A 22,355-nucleotide genomic window follows, 5' to 3' on the forward strand; every position below is an offset into this window, starting at 1 on the left:
CGGGGGCCGCGGGCCCCCGCTACCCCCGCCGAGACGAAGTCTCGTTGTAGTAATAGACGACCGTTTATCCTAGGAGAAATGAAAAACCAGCGTTAGCACTCCTATAAAACGTCATATACGCCCTGAAATACTAAGTATTGTATTTCAGGGCTTTTTCTTTGCAATCATGCTGTAATCTTCATGGTATTGTTAGTATTTTCCGGCAGATATTAAAATGAGAGCGCTCGCAAACCAATTACTCATCTGACACTCGCAATGCCCGTCTTGCTGTTCTTATTCATATACCACACAAGAGCAGGAGGGTTATGATGGATAATTGCAAACATATTGAGAAGAATTTTGACGGACAGGATTTATCGGGAAAGAAGATCGCTGGCAATTTTATCGAGTGCACCTTTAATCATGCAATTTTGCGCAATTCAGACCTTCGGGGGAGTGTGTTTCAAGACGTTAAGTTCCGTCACGCAGATTTATCTGGGGCCAACCTACGTGGGTGTACGCTAATCAACGTTGACTTCACCGGCGCCACAATTACTCACGAACAGATTCGGAGTGCAGGCGCCCTACAGAACGTTATAGGTCCCGACGGCAGACCTGTTGATCCGTGATCCAGCCAGACGCCGCGGAACAGTGCAGGCTTCGAGTCCTTTAAGAGTCGAATGATCTTTAAGAACTGCATCCGGCATCGCCGAACGCTGCGGGCTAATGAAGATTAAGAACATAAACCGGTATTCGTCGTATAGCCCTGCGGCTGAAGCCGCGGGCTGCCGATGCAAAGCCCGCCTTCGCGGGCTATACCGGATTAAATTCTTAATCTTCATAAGCCCTGGCTGAGTTCTTGAAAGCCCCTGCGGGGCTTCCGCGTTCTGAGCGAGGGCTTTAGCCCGCAGGCGCTGCCGCCGCAAAGATCAGAGTGGTATACCGGATTCATTTCCTAATCCTCATTAGACCTTCGTTCTTACATTCTGCGCCCGGCAAGTCCCGTTACCTGCACAGTCGAGGGCGCGGGTATCAGTAAGGGCGAAAACCGCCCGTTCGTGGATGTAATGGCCTTGTATTTTCGATCAACGAAAGGCACGCGCTATGAAGCTTGATGGCACCTATGTCAATGTAAGCTTCGCCGATCAGAACCTGGCGGGCGTCGAGTTATCCGGGAAGTTCGTAGATGTCGACTTCAGGGGGGCGAACCTGGTGGGCGCCTGTCTCAACGGCACGTTTGTTGATGTTGACTTCACCGGGGCCGACCTGAGCAACGCGGATCTCCGCGATGGGTGCTTTGTTAATGTGAAGGATGGCGCTGAGGGGTCCAGGTGATACGATTTTGGATTATGGATTTTGGATTTTGGATTGATGGATATGGGGTTCTGAGGGGACGGGGTGATGGCACGACGGGAACGACGAATGATCATTAAGAAATAAATCCGGCATAGCCCGCGCAGGCGGGCTTTGCATCGGTAGCCCGCGGCTGCAGCCGCCGGGCTACCGGGCGAATACCGGATGATCTTCTTAATCTCCATAAGGCTTACAACGGCGGATCGCAGGGGGGTGGGGAAACCTGGTTTCCCCACCCCCCTGCCTGTCGCGGCAGAACCCGGCGGGCTGCGCGCCGAACGCGGTTTCAGCAGGGCTATGAACCCGCCTCCCGGTGGTAACACCCAGGCTGTACACTATGCTTGCCTCCTGTGCTGCGAACACGGGAGGTGATCGTCCATCACGCTGTCCACATCACGCCTCATAGCAGCACGGAGAGCTTATGTGTGTCACAACCGTGGTCGTTGCGTTGCTGATCGCGCCGGTGTTCGCGGCGATGCTCATCGGGAGCATCTGATCCTCCATAATCGCCGGGACGCAACGGCGCAAACGCCTGACATCACTCCTATGAACACCTGGCGCCGTCGCGTCTTTGCGTCAAAATTTCCGAGAAACGCTCCAGACCTGCCAGTTCGCGATCTCCAGCGGATATCCAGGCGCTTTCACCCGCTCGTAGTGTGCCATATTGCCCGTAACCAGCCGCAGCCTATAAGGAGCGCAGGCTCATCGGCAAACAACCCAGGCAGCGGGTCTTGCACGGACTCGCCGCGGTCGAGCTTGGCGATCAGGCGCTATGCCAGCGCCGTTAGCGTGATGCCGCGCGCCTCGGCAAGCTGACGAGCCTATTCGCCAGTCTCCGGGTCAGGTTCAACCACGAGCGTATCCGTCGCACACCTCCCCGCTGCACTTCTCGATGGTCATATCCAGGCGCGTTGCCTCATTGCGTCGCTCTCTGGAACATTGCAGCATACGAACGCTTGTACGGGCGCAGGGATCTTTCCGTGGTGTAGCGGCTTCTTTTCGCCCCGGCACGGGGTCTGGGGGTAGTGTGGGTCCAGGTGCGCATGGGGTGTTGCCGCAGAGGGCGCGCAGGGCGGGTATGTTGACCCTCTCGCCGGCGTATGCAGAGAGGCGCCTATCACCTTCAGCGGCCATATGAAGGAACGCATGCCGGTAACGCCGTCTCGTTACGCCCAACATGGGCTGCTGGCGTTACCGCTGGCGCTGGCGCCGGTGATGGCCGGCGTCTTTGCCCTGGGCGCCCGCTGGCTGGGCGCGGAGGCGGGCTACCTGCTCGGCTTCGGCCTGTACTGGCTGGTCTGGTGCCTGCTCGTTCCGCGCGCTCTGCTGGGTAAGGCGGGTTTCGCCACCCTCCTGCGCGACCGCGCCCCGCTCTTCAGCCGAAACAACTGGCTTGCGGCCTGCCTGTGGCTGCTCGTCACACTGAGTGCCGTTTTCATGTACGCCGGAGCATTCCTGAGCGCCCCGCCGGCCCTGATCCTGCTCGCCGCGCCGCTAGCTACGGTCAACGGCGTGTGCGAAGAACTGCTCTGGCGCAGCCTGTACGCGCGTTGTTTTCCGCGCAACCCCTGGCTGGCGATTGTGTACCCGGCGATTGGCTTTGCCCTCTGGCACCTGGCCCCGCAGATGGTCTTTCCCGCCGGCAACGTGGCCGGCTTCGTGCTCGCGACCTTCTTCCTCGGCCTGAGCTATGGCTTCATCGCCTACCGCACCGGCTCGGCCCGCTGGACGGCGGTGTCCCACAGCCTCAGCGGGGCTCTGGCCCTGAGCGGCTATCTGGCAACGAGTCTGCTGGCGCTGATCGAGGCTTGAAGCTGATCACCGGCCACCTTGACCGAGAATGGATTGAGTTGTTCAAGCCCGGAGGATCACCGTGACCCTACCCGTCGCGCTGTTTCTGATCCTGACGGCCGTCGCCGCGCTCTTCCAACTGGCCCTGGCCCTGGGGGCGCCCTGGGGCGCCTACACGCTGGGGGGACGCTTTCCGGGCCAACTGCCGCCGCGGATGCGCCTGGCCGCGCTGGCGCAGATGCTGGCGCTGCTGCTGTTCGCGGCAATTGTCCTGGCCCGATCCGGCCTGGCCTTCGAGGTTCTCTACCCCTTCAGTCGCGTGGCCATCTGGTTCGTGGCGGGCTTTTTTGTGCTGGGCGCCCTCGCTAACCTGGCCACCCCGAGCCGCGGAGAGCGGCTGCTCTGGGGGCCGGTGAATGTGCTCCTGCTGATTGCGGCGATCCTGATTGCAATTGGACCGTAGCTGAGCAAGGGTGGCCAGCCGCGTCCCGCTGCCCTGCCGGTCGCGGCGATGCGTGGCGCGCCCTCCGCACCCGGCCTCACGGCGTCGCCCGGCCCGGCGCATCAAGGGAACCTCTCCGCAGCACGGCGCCGCCATAGGCCGGCAGCCACAGGGCGCCGCCATGCGCCTCAGCGTCACCGGTTGCCAGGGCCACGTGCCAGCGCCCCGGCGGCAGGGCGATGCGTCCCGCGAGCGGGCCGTTGTTCAACGCCACCAGCCAGGCTTCATCATCACCGCACAGGCAGGCGTAGTGTCCCAGGGCATCGTCGAGAGCGACGGTGCGTCGCGGGCCGCGCCACACCCGGGCCGTGGTGCGCCGCAGCGCGCCGAGCCGCCGGTAGAACGCCAGCAGGTCGGCGTCCTGGGCATCATCCCAGAGCATCGGCAGCCGCGACTCCTCGGGGTGGGCGCTGCCGTCGGGGTGGCGCACGTCGCGCTCCTGGCTCAGGCCCACCTCGGTGCCATAATAGATGATCGGCGGATGCGGCAACGTGTACTGGCAGAGGGCCGCCAGCTTCAACCGGCGCGTATCGCCCCGCACCACCCAGAGGAAGCGGTTCATATCGTGGTTGTCCAGAAAGCTGGGCATCGCGAAATCGGGCGGGAAGGCTTCAAAATGCCGGCGCAGGAAACTTGCGAACTGGCTGGCCTTCAGGTCGCCGAAGGCAAAGAAGCGGCGCAGCGCCTGGAGCAGCAAGAAATCCAGGCAGCCGTCCAGCCGCCCGTAGTAGGAACGCACCATCTCGGCGGTATCCACTGCCTCGCCTAGGCTGATCGCATCGGCGCGAACGGCCCGCGTGGCGGCGCGGAAGGCCGTCCAGAAGGCGTGGGAGGGGCCAATAGTATAGTCGAGCCGAAAGCCGTCAATGCCCTGTTGCAGCCAGTAGACCGCGGGGTCAATCATCATGCGCCGCGCCACGGGGTGATCGGTGTTCACCTGCGGCATGCCTGGCACCCCAAAGAAGGCGACGTACCGGCCGGGGTGCTCGGTGAAGATGAACCAGTCGCGGGCCGGGCTGTGGGGGTCGCGCAGCGCCTCCTGGAAGGCAGGATGCTGGTCGGAGACGTGGTTGGCGATGTAGTCGAGGAGCACGCGCATCCCCCGCGCATGGGCCCCGGCTACCAGGGCGCGTAGCTCCTCCAGGCTGCCCAGGCGCGGCTCGACGCGGTAGTAGTCGGTGGCGTCGTACCCGTGGTGCGAGGGCGAGGGGAAGATCGGCGACAGCCAGATGATGCTGGCGCCGAGCGATTGGATGTAGTCGAGGCGCTCGATCACCCCGGCCAGGGTGCCGCCGTAGCGGCCCATCAGCGTCGCCGGGCGGGCGAACGGGCGCCCGCCGCCGGGGTTGAAGCGGTCCACGAACACCTGATAGATCAGCCCGTCGTGGAGCCAGGCCGGGGTCCGCTCTTCGTCCACGGCGTAGGCGAAGGTGCGGCTGCCGCGCACGAAGGTCAACTCGAACTCCTGGCCCACCTCGCGCAGAAAGACATCCCCTGGCCCTACTTCCCCCAGCACCGCGCCATCGCCGGCCGTGCTGCCGATAATCTCCCCGGCCCAGACGCTGCGCAGATGATGCTCGGACCAGGCTTCAATGCGGTACTGCACAATGACGCCCGCGGGCTGCGGCGGAAGGGTCGCGCGCCACTCTTCGAGGTACCCCCACAGGAAGGTGTTCCACTCGCTGCCCACTCGCTCGAAGGCCACTGCCTGCGAGCCGGGGGCGGGCGCGCCGCGCGACCCCCCTGGCTCGCTGCCGTCGGTGGTGAAGTAGCAGGTCACGTGGTCGGCCACCACCGCGGGGCCAAGACTGACCCGCAGGGTCACCGCCTGCCCCGGCGGGGGGTCGGCGGGTTCGATGCGGTAGCGATGGCTCACGCCCGACAACTCGGCCTTGAGGAAGGCGAGCCGCCGGGCGTCGGTGGCCATGGTGCCGAAGATAAAATCGGCGGAGACGTCGTCCATAGGGTCGCGTTCGTCTGGCTAAGGGTTGCGTCAGTCCGTGGAGGTGTGGAGATGTAGAGGTGTGGAGATGTGGAGTTGGGGGCTGTAGAACGCACTGTCAAGCCGATCTGACATCCACGTTTTCAGACGCGGCCATTAAACCTCACCTCCACACCTCCACACCTCCACACCTCCACACCTCCACCTCTCACCCCTTCACGCCGCCCAGGGTCAGGCCGCCGACGATGTAGCGTTGCAGCAGCAGGTAGACGATCGCCACCGGCAGCGAGACCAGGATGGAGAAGGCGGCGAAGCGCGACCAGGGCACCGAGCCGGCGTACTGGCCGGTCATATTGTAGAGCGCCATTGCCAGCGTAAAATCCCTGGGATTGGTGAGGAACTGCCAGGAGAGGAAGAACTCGGTCCAGCCCCCGGCGAAGCTGAGAAAGCCGGTGACGGCCAGGGCGGGCACGGCCAGGGGCAGGACGATCTGGAAGAAGATCTGGTTGGGGCTGGCCCCGTCAATGATCGCCGCCTCCTCAAGCTCTTTGGGGATGGTGTCGAGGTAGCCCTTGAGGTTCCAGATGGCGAAGGGCAGCGCGCCTGAGATCATGGCGACGCCCACGCCGAGCAGCGAATTGCGCAGCACGAAGACGTCATCGCGTTCCGGGGCGAAGGCCGTGTAGATCAGCGCCAGGCTGAGGAGCAGGGCCACGCCGCCAACGGCGTAGACGCTGGCGCTGGCGGTGCCGGCGCGCAGCGCGGGAACCACGATCATCAGCCCGAAGCCGATCACCAGCGCCGCGGCCACCAGCAGGGCGATGCTCAGCAGGTCACTGCTGATGCGGATGCCATTCAGCAGGGCGAAGAGCGGAGCGATTGTCGCCACTGCCGGCAGCACGGTTATTGCCAGCACGGCGATCATCATATACTGCCGCCCCGGAAACTTGAAGCGCGAGAAGGCGTAGGCCGCGCTCACGCCGATCAGCAGCGCGAAGATCGCCACGCCTCCGGCCAGTTTCAGGCTGTTCAGCGCCAGTTCGCTAAAGGTCACCGGGTTGGCCGTGGGCCGGTCGAGCACGGCGCGATAGGCGTCGAGCGAGGCGCCGGGAGGGATGAGCCGCAGTTCGGTGGGCCGGGCGATGTTGCGCGGGTCGAGCGACATGCTCACGATCCACAGGATCGGGAAGAGCACCGTCGCCGCGATGAACAGGCAGAGGGCCTGGAAGATCAGTTGCTGCCACCAGCGCAGACGGCGACCGGAGGCCGTGCTGCCCTTGCGCGTCCGTGTGGCGATGCTAGACATCGTAGCTCTCCGTTGCGCGCGAAATGCGGTTGGTGATCAGGAAGATCGGGATCAGCACCAGGGCGATGATAACCGAGAAAGCCGCGGCCACGCCAAAGAGTTGCTGGAGGTTTATCAGCTTGTAGGCCTGGGTGACCATGATCTCGGTCTGCCCAAGGGGGCCGCCGCCGCTCATGAAGTAGATGATATGGAACAGGTTGAAGGTGGTGACAATGCCGACCATCGCCGCCGGCACCATGGCCGGGCGCAGTAACGGCAGGGTGATGTTCCAGAACTGCTGTGGACCGGTGGCCCCGTCAATTGCGGCGGCCTCGTACATCTCCCTGGGGATGGATTGCAACGCCCCGGTGGCCACGATGGCCATAAACGGCCAGCCGAGCCAGATGTTGGCGATCAGCATGGCGTAGTAGCTCAGCGGCAGCGGCACGCCGGGGATGGGCGGCTCGATCTGGTTGAACCAGCGGATGTTCACCGGCACGCCCGCGAACATGCTCAGCAACTGGTTGACCGCGCCGTACTGGTCGTCGAACATGTTGCGCCAGACGGCGGCGACGACGATGTTCGGCAACACCATCGGCAGAATGTACAGCGCGCGGTAGATCCTGCGCCCCCAGAGTCCCTCCACGTTCAACAGCACTGCGATGAGGATGCCCAGGGCCACGTGGAAGGCCACGTTCGAGAAGGTCCACCAGAGATTGAACCCGAGCAGGCGCCAGAAGTTGAAGGTGCCGCCCAGTCTGGCCACAAACTGCGGCTCATTGGTGAGGATGTCGCTGTAATTCTTCAAGCCGACCCACCGGGCGGGGCGGTAGTTGGGCGGGGGTTGCCCGTCAGGGCCGAAGCGGTTGAGGGTCTGCTTGCCCTCTTCCTTGATGACCCCGTAGTCGGTGAAGGACATCCACACCTGGTAGGCCAGGGGATAGAAGGTGATCAGCGCCATGACCAGCGCAGCCGGGATCAGATAAACCAGGGGGATCCGCAACTGCCGCCAGGCCTCGCCGAGCGCCGAGCGGGCCGCCCCGGGCTTGAGCGTGGCCATCCCCGGTTTCGTCGCTGCCATAGGGCTTCCTCCATTGGAATGACGCTACGCGCAACCGTGACGCTATGCCGTTCTACGGCCATGGCAAGACGCCCCCGCTCCCGGCGACACTCCGGGCAACCAGGCTGACAGACAGCCGGGACACGGTTTCAGCGTGTTGCCGGCCTGCTCCCTCCCTGACCCTCCCCCGGCGGGGGAGAGAACCGGGCGCCTCCCTCGTTGGAGGGAGGTCGGGAGGGGGCGGAACGTGGAGCGTTGCACATGCAATTGGATTAACTATACCAGAATCCGGGGCGGCCGGCGTTGTTCGCGGAGCTAACCAGGTTATCCGAACCTCCTGAGGCAGAGCTATGGGGCAAACCCGCTTCCTCCGACTCAAGCAGGGGCGTGGGGGGAGCCCGGGGTGCACACCCCCCCCCCAACGCCCCCAGGCCAGGCGGACGGGGGGCGCGCCAGCCCCCCCCAACCCCCCCCCCCGGGGGGGCGGTTGTGGTGCGGGGTCCCACCCTGTTTACCCCACCCTCCTGCGGCCTTGTTTGGGCCCAACCCCTCTCCCCCCTAAAAACGCGGGGGGGGGGGTAACCGGGTTTCCCCCACACCCCTCCAGACGGCCCTGGACCAGGCGTTCCTGGGACGGCGCATCCCTCCCGGACCCTCCCCGGCGAGGCGGCCGGACAGGGGTCAGGTTTTGGCGCCCTCCAGGACTACTTGCCGTTAGCGGTGTTCATCGTCGCGCAAGCCTCGGCAACTGCTGCCGCCGGATCAGCGCCGCCATCCACAACCCTGGTGATCGCGTCGCCGAAGGGCGTCCAGAAGTTGCTCAACTCGGGGATCTGCGGGCGAGGCACGCCGGTCTGGGCGGCTTCCGCGAAGGCCGCGACCAGCGGGTCAGTGATCTCGATGTCGGTGCGGGCAGGCACGTGACCGGCCTTCTCGACATACAGTTTCATCGAGTCTTTGCTGGTGAGGAACATAGCCAGGGCCACCGCGCCGGCCTGGTTAGGGCTGTTGATGTTCACATAGAACCCGTCAACCCCGGTAAGGGGGCCGGCCGGCTTGGTCGCTCCGGGCATAGGGGCCACGCCCAGGTTCTCGCCCAGCGTCTCGCGGTAGTCGCCGAGTTGCCACGGGCCATTGATGATCATATCGGCCTTGCCCTCCTTGAAGAGCGAGTCGGCCTTGCCGGTATCGAGCGAGAAGGTCACGTTCGGTTCGGCCTTCAGCGTCTTGAGGAAGGTGAACCACTCCACGCCGCCGGCCTGGTCGGCGACGCACCGGCCGTTCTCGTCCATCAGCTTGCCGCCGAAGGCCTGCAACCAGCCGAAGTTGTGGTAAACGATCTGGTTGAGCACCAGGGTGTTGCCGCCCCGCACGGCCGCAAGCAGTTCGTCGGTGGTGGCGGGCGGGGTGGCGACCTTCGCCTTGTTGTAGTAGAGCGCCACGGCCTTGAACGACTCGGGGATGGCGTAGAGCTTGCCGTCGAGGCTCATGCCATCAATCGCCACCGGCGAGACATTCTCGGCCTGCAGGGCCGGAATGTAGGCGCTCAGGTCGGCCAGCAGGCCAGCGCGCACCTGGTCGCCGAGGCTGTCGTTGGGCGCAACGAACATATCGGGGCCGCCGCCCGCGGTGACCTCGTTCTGGAACTTGGTGAAGATCTGGTCGAAGGGGATCTGCAAGACGTTGATCGTCGCGTTGGGGTAGGCCGCGCGGGCGCGCTCGATCAACTCGTTGATCGTTTCTTCCTCGTTGCTGCCCGTTCCGTAGGCGTGCCACAGGGTGACGGTTCCCTCGATCGCCATGCCGCCGGCGGGCGGGGCTGTCGTGGCGCCGGTGGGCGGGGCCGCGGTCGGGGCGGGGGCCGTGGTCGGGGCGGGGGCCGCGGTCGGCTGAGCGGCGCCGCCGCCGCATGCGGCCAGGATCAGCGCGAACAGCGCGCTGAGGGCAACCAGCAAACTGATGCGTTTCATGCTTCTATGCTCCTTCGCTGAATAGTCTGTAAAGTACGTTTCCGGCATTTCCGCCCCCCTCCCGGCCTCCCCTCGTTGGGAGGAGGAGCGAGGCGCCCTCCCCCAGTGGAGGAGGGGTGGGGAGGGGGCAGAGGTTTAGCGGAAAACGTTGTTTACAGACCAGCAAGAGACCAATCTCAAAACCATTGACGGCCAGGCGGTTAGGGGCAGGGAAATCCGATCTCCTCTCCAGGAGGACCGCGCCCTGCCAGGGACAAGCCTGAACGCCTGTCGCGCGCGGCCTCGCAGCGTTTTGGGATCGTCTCTAAAGATGGCCAGCACCGGCCAGATGTCAGGAATCTGTTCCCAGGGAGAACCCGTGCATGCAGGGGAATTGCTGAGGTAGGGCGAACAAACCGGCGATTCTTCGTGGCGCCCTCGCCACAGCCTTCGATGTTCCCGACGCGCTTCATTCCGCGCCCCTCGCGGGGGAGGAATGCCAGGCAAACCACTGTATCCCTTCAAGGATGCTGCTTGGATCCTATGGCCTCACCCCCTTTCCATGGGCGAAGCGGGCGCCGGATCCGCCGTAGCGACGAGATCGGCCTGCAAGCCGTCTCGCAGCCTGGTGAGCAGGGCAAGCAACTGGCGCTGCTCGTCGGCGTCGAGGGCGGCCATGCGCCGTTCGATTGAGCGCTCGTGGGCCGCGCGCGCCTGATCGCGCCTCTCTCGCCCCTGGGCGGTCAGCACCACCCGTTGCACGCGGCGGTCATCGGCGTCGGCCTCGCGGCGCACCAGCCCGGCGCTTTCGAGGCGGTCCACAATGCGCGTGATCGTGCTTTTGTCCACCAGCAGCCGCTCACTGAGGTCGGTCAGGCGCCAGCCCGCCTCAGTGTCCAGCAGCAGCAGCACCGCAAACTGCGAGGGATTGAGGTTGAAGGCCCGGAGCACCCGGCGGTCGCCGTCGTCCAGTAACACATAGATGTCGTGAAACATACGGTACTGCTGGTGGGACTGCGAGGACATAGATGAGTGTAAAGACTTTGATGCGGTGCAACCCTCCGGCTTGCACCAGTTGCCAATCGTTGTTCCAGCAATTGTTGGAGACCCCTGGGAGTGTACAACCAGGGCGATCGTTCGTCAAGGCCGGGAGGCCGGATGGGTGTGACGTAAAGTTCTGCACGCGCCGCGGCCTACCGGCCCGCCGGGAGCCTGATGATCATTAAGAAACAAATCCGGTATAGCCCGCGCAGGCGGGCTTCGCATCGGCAGCCCGCGGCTTCAGCCGCCGGGCTACAGGGCGAATGCCGGTTTACATTCTTAATCTTCATCAGCCGCCGGGCGAAGGGAAGCGGGCACGATGTTTCGTCACACCCAGGCCGGATCCAGGTTCAGATGTAGCGCCGAGCACGCGGAGGAACGTAGCCCTGGCGCAGACCTACCGCCGCCTCGCCGATCAGGGTTCAGATGTAGCGCCGAGCACGCGGAGGAACGTAGCGGATGAGCTATTTGAAGCTCCCCCCGGCCCTCCGCGTCCTCTGCGGCAACCAGAAGAAAACGCCGTTCACCGAATCTCTCATCCTGGCAGCGGCAGCGCAAAGCTGAACGTGCTTCCGCGGCCCTCCTCGCTCTCAACCCAGACAACGCCCCCCTGCAGGGTGGCCAGATCAGAGACAATCGCCAGGCCCAGCCCGGCGCCGCCATGTTCGCGGGTCAGCGAGTTGGCCACCTGGTAGAAGCGTTCAAAGATGCGGCCCTGCTGCTCCCGCGGAATGCCGATCCCGGTATCCTCGACGCGCACCAGCGCCCACGCGGCGGGCGCCGCCTCGCCGAGGCGACGCATAGTGGGGTTGGCGACGGCGCGGGCGATCGCCGCGGCCAGGTCTTCGTGGGGCCAGCAGACCACCTCGACCTGAATCCGTCCCCCCGCAGGCGTAAACTTGATGGCGTTATCAATCAGGTTGCCGATCACCAGCAGGACCTTCTCCCGGTCGAGTTCGAGGATCACCGGCTGGTTGGGCGGGATCAGGCTCAGCTCCTGGCCCTTCTGCTGCGCAGCGGGGACGAGCCGTTCGACCGCCTGGCGCGCCAGGGCGTCGAGCGCCGAACGCTGCAGGTTCAGGGTGGTCTGTTTGCGGTCGAAGTCGCGCAGTTGCAGCAGATCGTTCACAATGGTCTTGATCCGTTCGGCTCCGGTGAGCAGGCGCTGGGCATACTCGCGCAGATCGCCGCTGCTGCGATCGTGCACCATCCGGGCGTAGCCCAGCACGATTGACAGCGGGCTGCGCAGTTCGTGGGAGGCGATGGCAATAAACTCGCTCTTGAGCCGATCAAGTTCGCGCAGGCTCCGGTAGGCCGCGTCAAGCTGGCTGTACAGTTGGGCGTTGCGGAGGGCATTGCCGGCCTGGTTGGCTAGCAGGGCCAGGAACTCGCTGGCGCCGGGGGCGATAAACTCGTCCTGGGCGCCGCAGAGCAGCAGTGCGCCAACGGCTTCGCCGCCGGCGCGGAGGGGCACGGCCAGGCCGTAGGTGAGAGGAGCGGCCTGGAAGAGCGCCAGCGGCTCGGCGCCGGCAATGGGCAGCGGGCGGCCGGCGCGAATGCTCTGGGCGACGGCCTCGCGCCCCGCGGGCTGGATCGCCGCTCCGGCCGGTTCGGCGAAGACCTGGGGCGGCAGATGGTCCGATCCGGCGACGAAGAGAAAGCCGGCCTCGGCGGGGGCGTGGGCGCGGGCGCGGGCGATAATCTCCAGCGCGAGCTGGTTGCGGTCGAGAATGGCGTTAATCGCCTCGCTGCTGTGGAGCAGTTCTTCGAGCGTCCGCAGGCGCAGGCTCTGCTGCAGCAGGCTGCGTTTGTGCAGCGCCTGCTCGACGGCCAGGCGCAGTTCGTCAAGCTCGAAGGGCTTGGTCAGGTAATCGGCGACGCCGCGACGCACCGACGCATGCAGCGTATCAACGGTGCTATGGCCGGTCATAATCACCACGGCGACGGCCGGATCAATCTCGCGCGCGATCTGGGCCAGTTCCAGACCGCTGCGCCCGGGCATTTTGATATCGGCCAGCAGCAGATCGAACGGCCCCTGCGTCTGCAGAGCGGTGATGGCCGCCTCGGCTTCGGCGACGGTCACGACGGCGTAGCCTGCGGCGCTCAGGGCCCGGGCGCATACGGAATTCATTGTGGCATCGTCATCGGCGATGAGGATGCGGGCTGGATTGGTGGTCGGCGGTGGGGAGGCTAGAGGTTCCTGGATCATTGTAGTGCTTTGATGTGGCTTATTAGTAGTCTGTGAATGAAGTTTCCTTACATTTCCGCTCCCCCTCCCAACCTCCCCCCGTTGGGGGGAGGCGCCGGACTCCCTCCCCCGGAGGGGGAGGGTTAGGGAGGGGGTGGAGGTTTAGCGAAAGACTTCGTTTACAGACTAATTAGTAGTCTGTGAATGAAGTTTCCTTACATTTCCACCCCCCTCCCAATTTCCTCCGTTGGGGGGTGGGAGCCAGACTCCCTCCCCCGGAGGGGGAGGGTTGGGGAGGGGGTGGAGGTTTAGCGAAAGACTTCGCGGAGAGCTGCCGGGTTGTAGCCCGATCCGGAGGGTCAGGCTACCAGGCTTCACAGCACAGACGACAACAAGTTGTTCGGTTCCCCGGAAGGCGAAGCCTCGGAGCTTACCCCAGCACCTCCACGCATGTGCGGGGCAGCCAGACATCGCCGCCGTCCTCGAGGTGCACGTGCACGGCCGGCAACCCGGCGCCGGAGACCAGCTTCCGCGGCTCAGGCGACAGCGCGCGGATGGTTCCCGTCTGGCCGAGGTGCGCGTCGTCGAGCAGGCGCGCCACGGCTCCGGGGCGCAGCGTGAGTTGCGGCAATTCTGCCGGCGCGCCCCGCGAGAGCGGCACGATCACCCGCGGGCGGCGCAACGGCGCGCGCAGACTGGTTGCTCCCTCAATCAGGGCCTCCTGGCGATCCAGCGAGCTGAGCAAGTCGAAGATGGCGTGGTGCATCGCCCGCACGCCGAAGCCCTCGGTGAGCACAAGGGTCAACTTGAGGTCGGCGGTGACGCGCGCATCGGGCAGCGACCACGGCGGAAGCGCCTCGCGCCAGCGCTCCATGCTCGACCATTGGAGGAACTGGCGTAGTTCGCGCTCTTCGATCCCGCCCACGATCACCCCTCGCACCTGTTCGAGCACGGCCCGCCGCAGGGCTGCCGCGCTGATGGCGGCCCCGCCGATAATGATCGCGTAAGCGCTGCGGGTGTCAATCTGTTCGGGCTGCACAACGTCGGACGGGTCCGTCGCGATGAGGCGGAGCACGCCGGTCTGGTCGGGGCCCAGGCCAAAGGCGCCGTAGACCTGCGCGGCGAGGGTTTCGATAGCTACCCCCCGGTTGGGGAAGACCTCGGTGACCACTCCGCGCACGCCCGCCGCGAGTTCCTGTTCTATCGGATCGGGCACGATGGTCACGTAGCCGGTCTCGGTGTCAATATCGGTGATTTCACCACTCACCGGAGCGATGCAACGCCGCCCGAAGAGGCTCCCCGCGCGCGCCAGCACCTCGCCCGCGCCGATCTTCACGCCTTTTTCACGGCGCATGGCGCGATACACATCGCCGGGGGGAATGCCCAGCGCCCGCGCCACGTTGATGATCTGCGGCGGGGCGGGCATAAGCGTGGCCGCTACAATGTCTTCGGGCTCAACGCGCCGGCCTGGACTGAAGCGCACCTCTCCAGGGTAGGGCAACCGCCGTTCGATGCGAGCCAGCCCTGTTGAAATGAGCGGAGGGAGTCCCTCTGGATTGTAGACTGTCATGCTGCCTCGTAGTGGCGTTTCGCTCTGCCTCTCGGCGAGATTATATCATAAACTTCACGGTTCCAGCGGGATAGAGGGGCGCAAAGAGTTTCAAAAAGCTCATCCTCTACATTCCTCTGCGCTAAATCTGAACCCGCACTCCACCAGCAGCATTAACGCCGGCGCCGAGCAAGCTGTTATAATGAAGCGCACAGACGCCGGCGCCCGTTGTGCAGCATCGTTCACAACTATAATTAAACATGTAATACCATTTTTGTATAGACCCTATGCGTATCATTGCCAGATCTGATCGGAACGCCGGCTACGGCAACCCGGAATCCAGAGTACAAAATCCAACATCGCATCAGGACTTCAGGGGTCTGCTGACCTTGCTGGCGCTGGCGGCCCTCCTGAGCGCCTGCGCCGCTCAGCCGGAGGCCCGCGCGCCGGCGCCTTTCTCACGGGCGGTGGATCTGAGCCACGTGGTGCACGAAAATGTGCCTCTGCGCGCTGGCGAGCCCCGGCCGCGCCTCCTGCGCGCGCCCGACGGCGCGGTGACGCGGATCGAACTGGGCAGCAATACCGGCTCGTTGCTGCGGGTGGTTGCCGGGCCAGACGCCGAGCTTACCAGCGTCGAGCACCTCTCGCCGCGCGACCTGGTGTTGCCGGCGGTGGTGATTGACGCCCGCGATCGCGCCCAGGACGCGCCCGACTTCGCCCTCAGCGCCGCCGATGTCCGCGCCTGGGAGCAACGCTACGGCTCCATCCCGCCGGGAACGCTGGTCCTGCTGGCCACCGGCTGGGACGTGCGCTGGGGCGATCCGCGGGCCTATCTGGGGGCGGACGCTGGCGCGCCCGGTTTTGGCCCCGACGCGGCTGACCTGTTGCTGAACCAGCGCGGCGTGGCCGGTCTGGGCGTGGATGCGCCGGGGCGCCTCTACGCGCCGGCGCGGGGGTTCGCCCTGTTCCTGGAGAACCTGACCAGCCTGGAGCAGGTGCCGCCCACCGGGGCCACGGTGGTGATCGGCGCCCTGAAGGTGCAGGCGGCCTCGAGCGCCCCGGCCCGGGTGCTTGCGCTCGCGCCCTGAAGGACTGACCGGAATGCTAAACCCCTGCTTCTCCCCAACCCTCCCCCGCCGGGGGTGGAACGCGTCGGTCGGAATTGGCATAACGGGCGTATACCCCAACCCTCCCCCGCCGGGGGTGGAAGGCCGGCTCCTAACCTCGACGGGAGCAGGCCGGGAGGGGGGCGAACATGCCAGGAACCTTGCTTTACGGACCACTTCGTTTATCGGAAAGCCGAATCCAAAATCCAAAATCCAAAATCAGGAAAGCGGTCATGCCCTACGCTCACCACCCGTATCCACCCGATCCCGGACTGGCCGGCGGGCTGCCGGAACTGCTCTACCGGGCGCGGCAGTTCCGGGCGGCCCTGGACGCGCGGATCGGCCCCGATGAACTGGCCGCGGCGCAGGCGCTGCTGACGCCCGCCGAGTGGCGGCTGTTCACGATGATGCCGCGCTACGATCAGCGCCACTGTCTGGACGTGTACGCCACGCTGGTGGCCGCGGGCCACGCCGATCCGCTGCTGCTGCGCGCTGCGCTGGTGCACGACTGCGGCAAGATGGACGACGCGGGCCGCCCCATGGCCCTGGGGTGGTACGTGCTGGCGACCATCCTCAAGCGCGCGCCGGGACTGTACCTGCTGGCGGCGCGCCTCCTGCCCCCGGTCGCCCGCTATGCCGAACACGCCTGGCGCGGCGCGCGCATGGCCGCCGCCGCTGGCAGCCCGCCCGAGGTGATTGAGACGCTGCGGCGCTACCACGATCCCGCGCCCGCCGGTCGCGCCGCGCTGCTGCGATGGGCCGATGAGCAGCATTGAGGGGTCCTCACCCTCCCCCTGGCCCCCTCCCTCTCCACCTGCAGTGGAGAGGGAGGGGGCGCCGAGCGCAGCGAGGCGGGGGAGGGTGAGGAGCGGCGCCCCAACCCCGGAGGGGGCCAGGGGGAGGGTGAGGAAATGTACACAATAACCCTGCCAGGCTTCAACGGCCCCCTCGACCTGCTGCTGCGCCTGATCGAGCGGGCGGAGCTTGACATCACCTCCATCTCGCTGGCGCAGGTGGCCGACCAGTACCTGGCCCACGTGCGGGCAATGGAGGCGCCGGACCCCGGCGCGCTGGCCGAGTTTGTGAGCCTGGCGGCCCGTCTGCTGCTGATCAAATCGCGGGCGCTGCTGCCCCGCCCTGCCGTTGCGGAGCGAGCCGCGCCGTTCCGGGACGCCGACGCCGAGGACCTGGCGCGGCAACTGCGCGAGTACCGGCGCTACAAACAGGCCGCCGCCCTGCTGCGCGCCTGGTACGAGGAGGAGCGGCGCACCTTCCTGCGCCTCACACCCGTTCCGCCGGAGCTGGATCTCACCCCGCCGCCCGTGCGCCATACGGTGGCCGAACTGGTCGCCGCGCTGCAGCGCCGCCTGCAACTGGCCCTGCCGCTGGAGGAAGCCGAGGTCATCGCCCTCGGCCCGCGGCTGACCGTCGCCCAGGTGGTCGCCGATATTCTGCGCCGCCTGGAGCGGGCCCCCTGGTTTAGCTTCGACGACCTGCTGGCCCCGGACGCGCGCCGGGAGGAGGTGATTGTCACCTTCTGGGCGGTGCTCGAACTGCTCAAACGGCGCGTGATCGTCGTGGAACAGCGCGACCTCTTCGGGATCATCAGCATCGGTCGCGGTGAGGCCGCGCCGACCCCCGCCGAGGCCACATTCGAGGACGATGAGCTGTGAGCGATCCAGCCGCCGGGCGGTGCGCTCTGATCATCTGGGAGCTGCATTAGTAGTCTGTAAACAAAGTCTTTCGCTAACCCCTCGCCCCCTCCCCAACCCTTACTCAGGTGCAGGGTTTTCCGGCCCATCCTCGCGTCACATTCGCCATCCGGGGCATCGGGACGCCCAACTCCCCCCTCTCCGCCGTAGGTGGAGAGGGGGGCGTGGGGGTGAGGATCGGAAGCGCATTGGAATGCCGAATACCCCTTCTCGCTCGAAAAACCCTGCACCTGAGAGCTCCCCAACCCTCTCCCGCCGGGGGAGGGAGTCCGGCGCCTCCCCCCAACGGGGGGAGGCTGGGAGGGGGGCGAAAATGCAAGCGAACGCGCTTCACAGACCGCCACTGTCGTCCCACCACTTCACGGCCCGCCCCTCTCAGGGAAACCTCTGTAGCGTTTCTCGAAAGGATTGACCTGCAACGATGGTGGCGCGAGCGCAGCGAGCCACACCGCTCGGTGTCCTCAGTGGATCAAGCATTCCGGTCAGTGCTCTAAAACCCGCGTGAGCAACATTTCATCCGCGTGTCGCCTGGCAGTTCACGCTCAGGCGGCGATCGACGGCGTGACGGGGCGCGGGGTCTGCGTCTTCTCGCCGCTGCCGTTCCGCCCGCCGCAGGCGCGCTGGCCGATGTGAAAAGGGCCCGTAGCCGCCGGCCGCTGGCCGGCAGACGCTGGCCGGCGGCTTTCCGTCGCCGCGGCGCCGCCGCAATTCGGGCGCGCCACGAGGTGACAGGCTTTTCATTCCGCGCGCGGGGAGGGGGTCACAGGTTTCTCATACGCCCGTACTACCGTACCGGGTAAACGTATGACCAGGCTGCGCTACCACGTAGTACCCAAGGATGTCGTCTCCGGCGGGCAGCGGAGACCGTTGTGTTCATCGTCGTTGAGACAAGGAGCAGAGCATGCGCCCATCCACCCCCACCCCCTGGTACCGCAAGGCCCCCATCCGCGGCGCTCTAGCGGCCCTGCTGATCGCCCTGGTGGCCCTGACCGCCACCTCGGCAGTGTACGCCGTGGCCTATGTTGACCCCGATACGCCGCCGGGCGGTTCAGACCTCCCGAATGCCATCTACGGCTATCCCTACCCTCCTTCCGGCGGTCCCGTCCGCCTGGTGGCCACCGGCACGAATGCGGGGACCCAGTTTTTCATTGTTAATCCGCCGCCTTCGGGGTACAACCCTCCGCTGGGAACCCGGCTGCCCAATGGCATTCAGATCATTCAGGACAGTCAAACCCAGGCGCGGATCGCCACTCCTCCGGGTGGGACGGTAACCGAGCCGGCAACCGATGATCCCAACGGCATTACGTTCGCCATCGGGGTGACGGGCAATGCCAATGAGCCGCCGGGATCGGGAACGGTCGCCGCGCGGGGCTACCGCATCCGCGTACAGCGCGCCCCGCTGACGGTCACCGCTAACAACGCCACCCGGCGCTATGGCGCACCCAATCCAACCTTCACGTTCAACGTGACCGGGCTGCGTAACGGCGACACGGTGCAGCAGGTATTCGCCGGCGCGCTGGCCACCACGGCCACCAGCGCCAGCCCGGCGGGCACGTACCAGATCATCCAGGGCACCCTGGGACTGACGAACTATGGCGCCGCGCGTTACACCTTGAACTTCGAGCCCGGCACGCTGACCGTGACCCGCGCCCCGCTGACCGTCACCGCCAACGATGCCACCCGGCGGGTCGGCGCGCCCAACCCGACCTTCACTGCCCGCTATGAGGGCTTTGTCAATGGCGACGGCCCGGCTGATCTGAATGGCACGTTGAGCTTCTCGACCCCCGCAACGACCGCCAGCCCGGCGGGCACGTATCCCATCACCCCCGGCGGCCTGACGAGCAACAACTATGCCATCACCTTTGTTGATGGCACGCTGACCGTCACCGAGCGCGACCTGCCGGAGATCGCCTGGCCCGACCCCGCGCCGATCACCTATGGCACGCCGCTTAGCTCCGCCCAATTGAACGCCACGGCCAGCTTCAACGGCCAGACCGTTCCCGGCGTCTTCACCTACGATCCGCCAGCGGGAACGGTGCTGCCGGCCGGCACGCGCAACCTGCGGGTGACGTTCACTCCCAATGACACAACTAATTTCGCGCCCGTCAGCGTGGACAGAACCATCACGGTGAACCGCGCGCCACTGCGGGTCGTCGCCGACAACCGCAGCCGGACCTACGGCGCGGCGAATCCGAGTCTGACCTACACCGCAAATCTCCAGGGCAACGACACGCTCGCGCAGGTGTTGACCGGTAGCCCGGCGACACCGGCTACGGCCACCAGCCCGGTGGGCGCCTATCCCATCAACCAGGGCACGCTGGCCCTCTCGGAGTACGGCGCTGAACGCTACACGCTGACCTTCGAGCCGGGCACGCTGAGTGTGACTCCCGCCCCGCTCACGATCAGGGCCAATGATGTCTCCAGACCCTTCGGCAGGCCCAACCCGCCCTTCACGGCCAGCTACATTGGTTTCGTCAATGATGAAGGGCCTGGCGTGTTGCAGGGTGAACTGCGATTCACAACTACGGCGACCGAGAGCAGCCCTATGGGCACCTACCCGATCGTTCCGAGCGGTTTATCCAGCCCAAACTATAACATTACCTATGTGCCGGGCACGCTGACGATCAGCGACACCCGCGTCTACCTGCCGCTGCTCGTGCGGAACTAGCGCGGCCCGCGGCGGCCAGGGAGAAGTGGCACTGGCGGGTCCGGGAGAGCGCGCCTCTCCCGGACCCGAGTAGCGTAACCGTTCAGAACCCGGCCTTCTCGACCATCGTAACCGGCAGGAAGGAGCGGCGGAGACCCGCCAGAGGCCACCCCGACAACCCGCTGCAACATGCAGGAAATGCGTGGCCCCGCTGCGAGAGGCGGAGCTTACGCCTCCCGCGCCGCGCGCGCGGGCGTGCTATGATATGCGTGGAGATGCGCGACTGCAAGACTCGGAGCGGACGATGCCACGCATGATCCTGCTGGGGACGGGGACCGGTCTCCCCGACGCGGATCGGGGACATACGCATATGGTCTGGGACGGGCCGGGCGGCCCGCTGCTGATTGACGCGGGCGGCGACACCTACCAGCGGCTCCTGCGCGCCGGGATCGATCCGCAGGCGCTGAGCGGCGTCATCATTACCCACAGCCACTGCGATCACATCAACGGCCTGCCAGGGCTGATCTTCAGCATGCGCCTGGGCGGGCGCGAGGCGCCGCTGCCGATCTACGGGCTGGCCCCGGTGTTGCAGGTGCTCGAACATACCCTGGAGGCGATGCAGGTCGAGTACCACGTGCCACCGGACTGGCGCCCGCTCCAGCCCGGCGACATTCTGCCCCTGGCGGAAGGGTGGCAGGTGCGCACTGCGCCGACCACCCATAGCCGCCCCGGTCTGGCGTTGCGCTTCGAGGCCCCGGCGAGCGGGCGCGCCCTGGTCTACTCGGCTGACACCGAGCCGTGCGCCGCGGTGCAGGAGCTGGCCCGGAGGGCCACGGCGCTCATCCACGAGGCCACGACCGCCGAGCCTTCCGCCGGGCATACGACGCCGCGGCAGGCGGGGGCGCTGGCGGCGGCGGCGGGCGTGGCGCATCTCGTTCTGGTGCACTACAGCCCCCGCTGGACGATGCCCGAGGCCGACGCCCTGGCCGCGGTGGCGAACGGGGGCTTCACCGGCCGCGCCGACATTGGGCGCGATGGGCAGACAGTTGAGATTTGAGGCGAACACGGCCCCCCTCCGGCCTCACGAATGGCGGAAAGGTTCCGCCCCCGGCCTTCTTGACCGGCAGGGGCGCGCGGCCGGTCGCTCGCCCGGCAGGCGGCGCACGCGTCGCCCTGAGCGCAGCCCGCCCCCCTCCCCGCCTCCCCCCAACGGGGGGAGGCGCCAGGCGCCCTTCCCGGCAGGGGAGGGTTTTGGGTCGTCAGAAAGCCCAATTCCCTCTCTCCCGCGCACGGGAGGCGGGGTAGCAAGCCGCCGGCATCCCCCTCTCCACCTGCGGCGGAGAGGGAGGGTGGGGCATTAGCGCATTCAGATGTGGAAAACCTCTTCTCCCTCAAAAACCCTGCACCTGCGCAGGGTTTGGGAGGAGAGTGCGCTTAAGCCCCGCCAGGGGTTCCATAGGAAGGGGTAGGCCCGCGGAACCATGGACGAGCGAACACTGCGCGCATTGCTGGAACGGGTGCAACGGGGCGAGACGGGGGTCGAGGAGGCCATGGCGGCGTTGCGCCGGTTGCCCTTCGAGGATCTGGGCTTCGCCCGCCTCGACACCCACCGCGCCCTGCGCGCCGGCTTTCCGGAGGTGGTGTACTGCGAGGGCAAGCGCCCCGAGCAGGCCGCCGCGATCATCGCGCGGCTGGCCGAGGGGCCGGGGCCGGTGCTGGGAACGCGGGCCTCCTTCGAGGTATACGCGCAGGTGCGCGCCGCCGTCCCTGCGGCGCGCTACAGCGACGTGGCGCGCATGGTGATCATCGAGCGCCAGCCGCTCCCAAAGCGCCCCGGCGTGGTGCTGGTGATCTGCGCCGGCACCGCCGATCTGCCTGTCGCCGAAGAGGCGGCGCTGACCGCCGAAGTGATGGGCAACCACGTCGAGCGGCTGGCAGACGTAGGCGTGGCCGGGCTGCACCGGCTGCTGGCCCACCTGGAACAGGTGCAGCGCGCGTCGGTGCTGGTGGTTGTCGCAGGAATGGAGGGCGCCCTGCCCAGCGTGGTCGGCGGCCTGGTCCGGCGGCCGCTCATCGCCGTGCCGACCAGCGTGGGCTATGGCGCCAGCTTCGGGGGCCTGGCCGCCCTGCTGGCGATGCTCAACAGTTGCGCTCCGGGCGTAACGGTGGTAAACATTGACAACGGCTTCGGCGCGGGGTACGCTGCGAGTATGATCAACACGCTGGCCGCCGGGGGGTGACAAGAAGATTG

The 22,355-nt window shown here is 66.1% G+C and carries 16 protein-coding genes; 9 read left to right on the forward strand and 7 right to left on the reverse strand.

Translation table 11 applies throughout. The features are described 5' to 3' along the window. Positions 1–1,083: 1,083 nt before the first annotated feature. From NZU74_06230 to NZU74_06240, 3 genes are all read left to right on the forward strand, one after another. The gene (locus NZU74_06230; GenBank protein ID MCS6880913.1) at positions 1,084–1,314 is read left to right on the forward strand and encodes a pentapeptide repeat-containing protein; all 231 of its coding nucleotides are present in this window, start codon (positions 1,084–1,086) and stop codon (positions 1,312–1,314) included. Positions 1,315–2,466: 1,152 nt separating this feature from the next. Next, positions 2,467–3,144: a CPBP family intramembrane metalloprotease gene (locus NZU74_06235; GenBank protein ID MCS6880914.1), complete on the forward strand. Its 678-nt coding sequence runs from the start codon at positions 2,467–2,469 to the stop codon at positions 3,142–3,144. 61 nt (positions 3,145–3,205) lie between these two features. Further along, positions 3,206–3,586 carry a hypothetical protein gene (locus NZU74_06240; GenBank protein ID MCS6880915.1) on the forward strand — a complete coding sequence of 127 codons (381 nt, stop codon included), beginning with the start codon at positions 3,206–3,208 and terminating at the stop codon, positions 3,584–3,586. A gap of 76 nt (positions 3,587–3,662) precedes the next feature. Here NZU74_06240 and NZU74_06245 read toward each other — a convergent pair whose 3' ends face one another. The 7 genes from NZU74_06245 to NZU74_06275 all read right to left on the reverse strand — a co-directional run bounded on the left by NZU74_06245 (position 3,663) and on the right by NZU74_06275 (position 14,660). Then, on the reverse strand, positions 3,663–5,588 hold the full coding sequence (locus NZU74_06245) for an alpha-amylase family glycosyl hydrolase (protein ID MCS6880916.1): 1,926 nt from the start codon (positions 5,586–5,588) through the stop codon (positions 3,663–3,665). A gap of 187 nt (positions 5,589–5,775) precedes the next feature. After that, the gene (locus tag NZU74_06250) at positions 5,776–6,873 is read right to left on the reverse strand and encodes an ABC transporter permease subunit (protein ID MCS6880917.1); all 1,098 of its coding nucleotides are present in this window, start codon (positions 6,871–6,873) and stop codon (positions 5,776–5,778) included. Beyond that, positions 6,866–7,933, reverse strand: a complete 1,068-nt coding sequence (locus NZU74_06255; protein MCS6880918.1) for a sugar ABC transporter permease — start codon at positions 7,931–7,933, stop codon at positions 6,866–6,868. Before NZU74_06255 ends, NZU74_06250 begins: the two co-directional genes overlap by 8 nt. Positions 7,934–8,616: 683 nt before the next feature. Further along, entirely contained in the window at positions 8,617–9,882 is a 1,266-nt protein-coding gene (locus NZU74_06260; GenBank protein MCS6880919.1) for an extracellular solute-binding protein, read from the reverse strand. 528 nt (positions 9,883–10,410) lie between these two features. Beyond that, positions 10,411–10,857, reverse strand: a complete 447-nt coding sequence (locus tag NZU74_06265; GenBank protein MCS6880920.1) for a MarR family transcriptional regulator — start codon at positions 10,855–10,857, stop codon at positions 10,411–10,413. Positions 10,858–11,437: 580 nt separating this feature from the next. Beyond that, positions 11,438–13,111, reverse strand: coding sequence for an ATP-binding protein (locus NZU74_06270; GenBank protein MCS6880921.1), 1,674 nt, complete (start codon positions 13,109–13,111; stop codon positions 11,438–11,440). Between the two features lie 409 nt (positions 13,112–13,520). Further along, positions 13,521–14,660, reverse strand: a complete 1,140-nt coding sequence (locus NZU74_06275; protein ID MCS6880922.1) for a hypothetical protein — start codon at positions 14,658–14,660, stop codon at positions 13,521–13,523. Positions 14,661–14,926: 266 nt separating this feature from the next. Here NZU74_06275 and NZU74_06280 point away from each other — a divergent pair, with 266 nt between their 5' ends. From NZU74_06280 to larB, 6 genes are all read left to right on the forward strand, one after another. Further along, a complete protein-coding gene (locus NZU74_06280) occupies positions 14,927–15,727 on the forward strand; it encodes a cyclase family protein (protein MCS6880923.1) in 801 nt (266 codons plus the stop codon). Positions 15,728–15,978: 251 nt separating this feature from the next. Then, positions 15,979–16,521 carry a hypothetical protein gene (locus tag NZU74_06285; protein ID MCS6880924.1) on the forward strand — a complete coding sequence of 181 codons (543 nt, stop codon included), beginning with the start codon at positions 15,979–15,981 and terminating at the stop codon, positions 16,519–16,521. A gap of 135 nt (positions 16,522–16,656) precedes the next feature. Then, positions 16,657–17,418 (forward strand): segregation/condensation protein A, encoded by a 762-nt coding sequence (locus tag NZU74_06290; GenBank protein ID MCS6880925.1) that lies wholly within the window; start codon positions 16,657–16,659, stop codon positions 17,416–17,418. A 940-nt stretch (positions 17,419–18,358) separates the two neighbouring features. After that, a complete protein-coding gene (locus NZU74_06295) occupies positions 18,359–20,125 on the forward strand; it encodes a hypothetical protein (protein ID MCS6880926.1) in 1,767 nt (588 codons plus the stop codon). Positions 20,126–20,408: 283 nt separating this feature from the next. Beyond that, positions 20,409–21,161 carry an MBL fold metallo-hydrolase gene (locus NZU74_06300; protein ID MCS6880927.1) on the forward strand — a complete coding sequence of 251 codons (753 nt, stop codon included), beginning with the start codon at positions 20,409–20,411 and terminating at the stop codon, positions 21,159–21,161. Between the two features lie 424 nt (positions 21,162–21,585). Beyond that, positions 21,586–22,344, forward strand: coding sequence for a nickel pincer cofactor biosynthesis protein LarB (gene larB / locus NZU74_06305; GenBank protein MCS6880928.1), 759 nt, complete (start codon positions 21,586–21,588; stop codon positions 22,342–22,344). Positions 22,345–22,355: the final 11 nt, after the last annotated feature.

The organism is Chloroflexaceae bacterium (assembly GCA_025057155.1).
Taxonomy (GTDB): domain Bacteria; phylum Chloroflexota; class Chloroflexia; order Chloroflexales; family Chloroflexaceae; genus JACAEO01.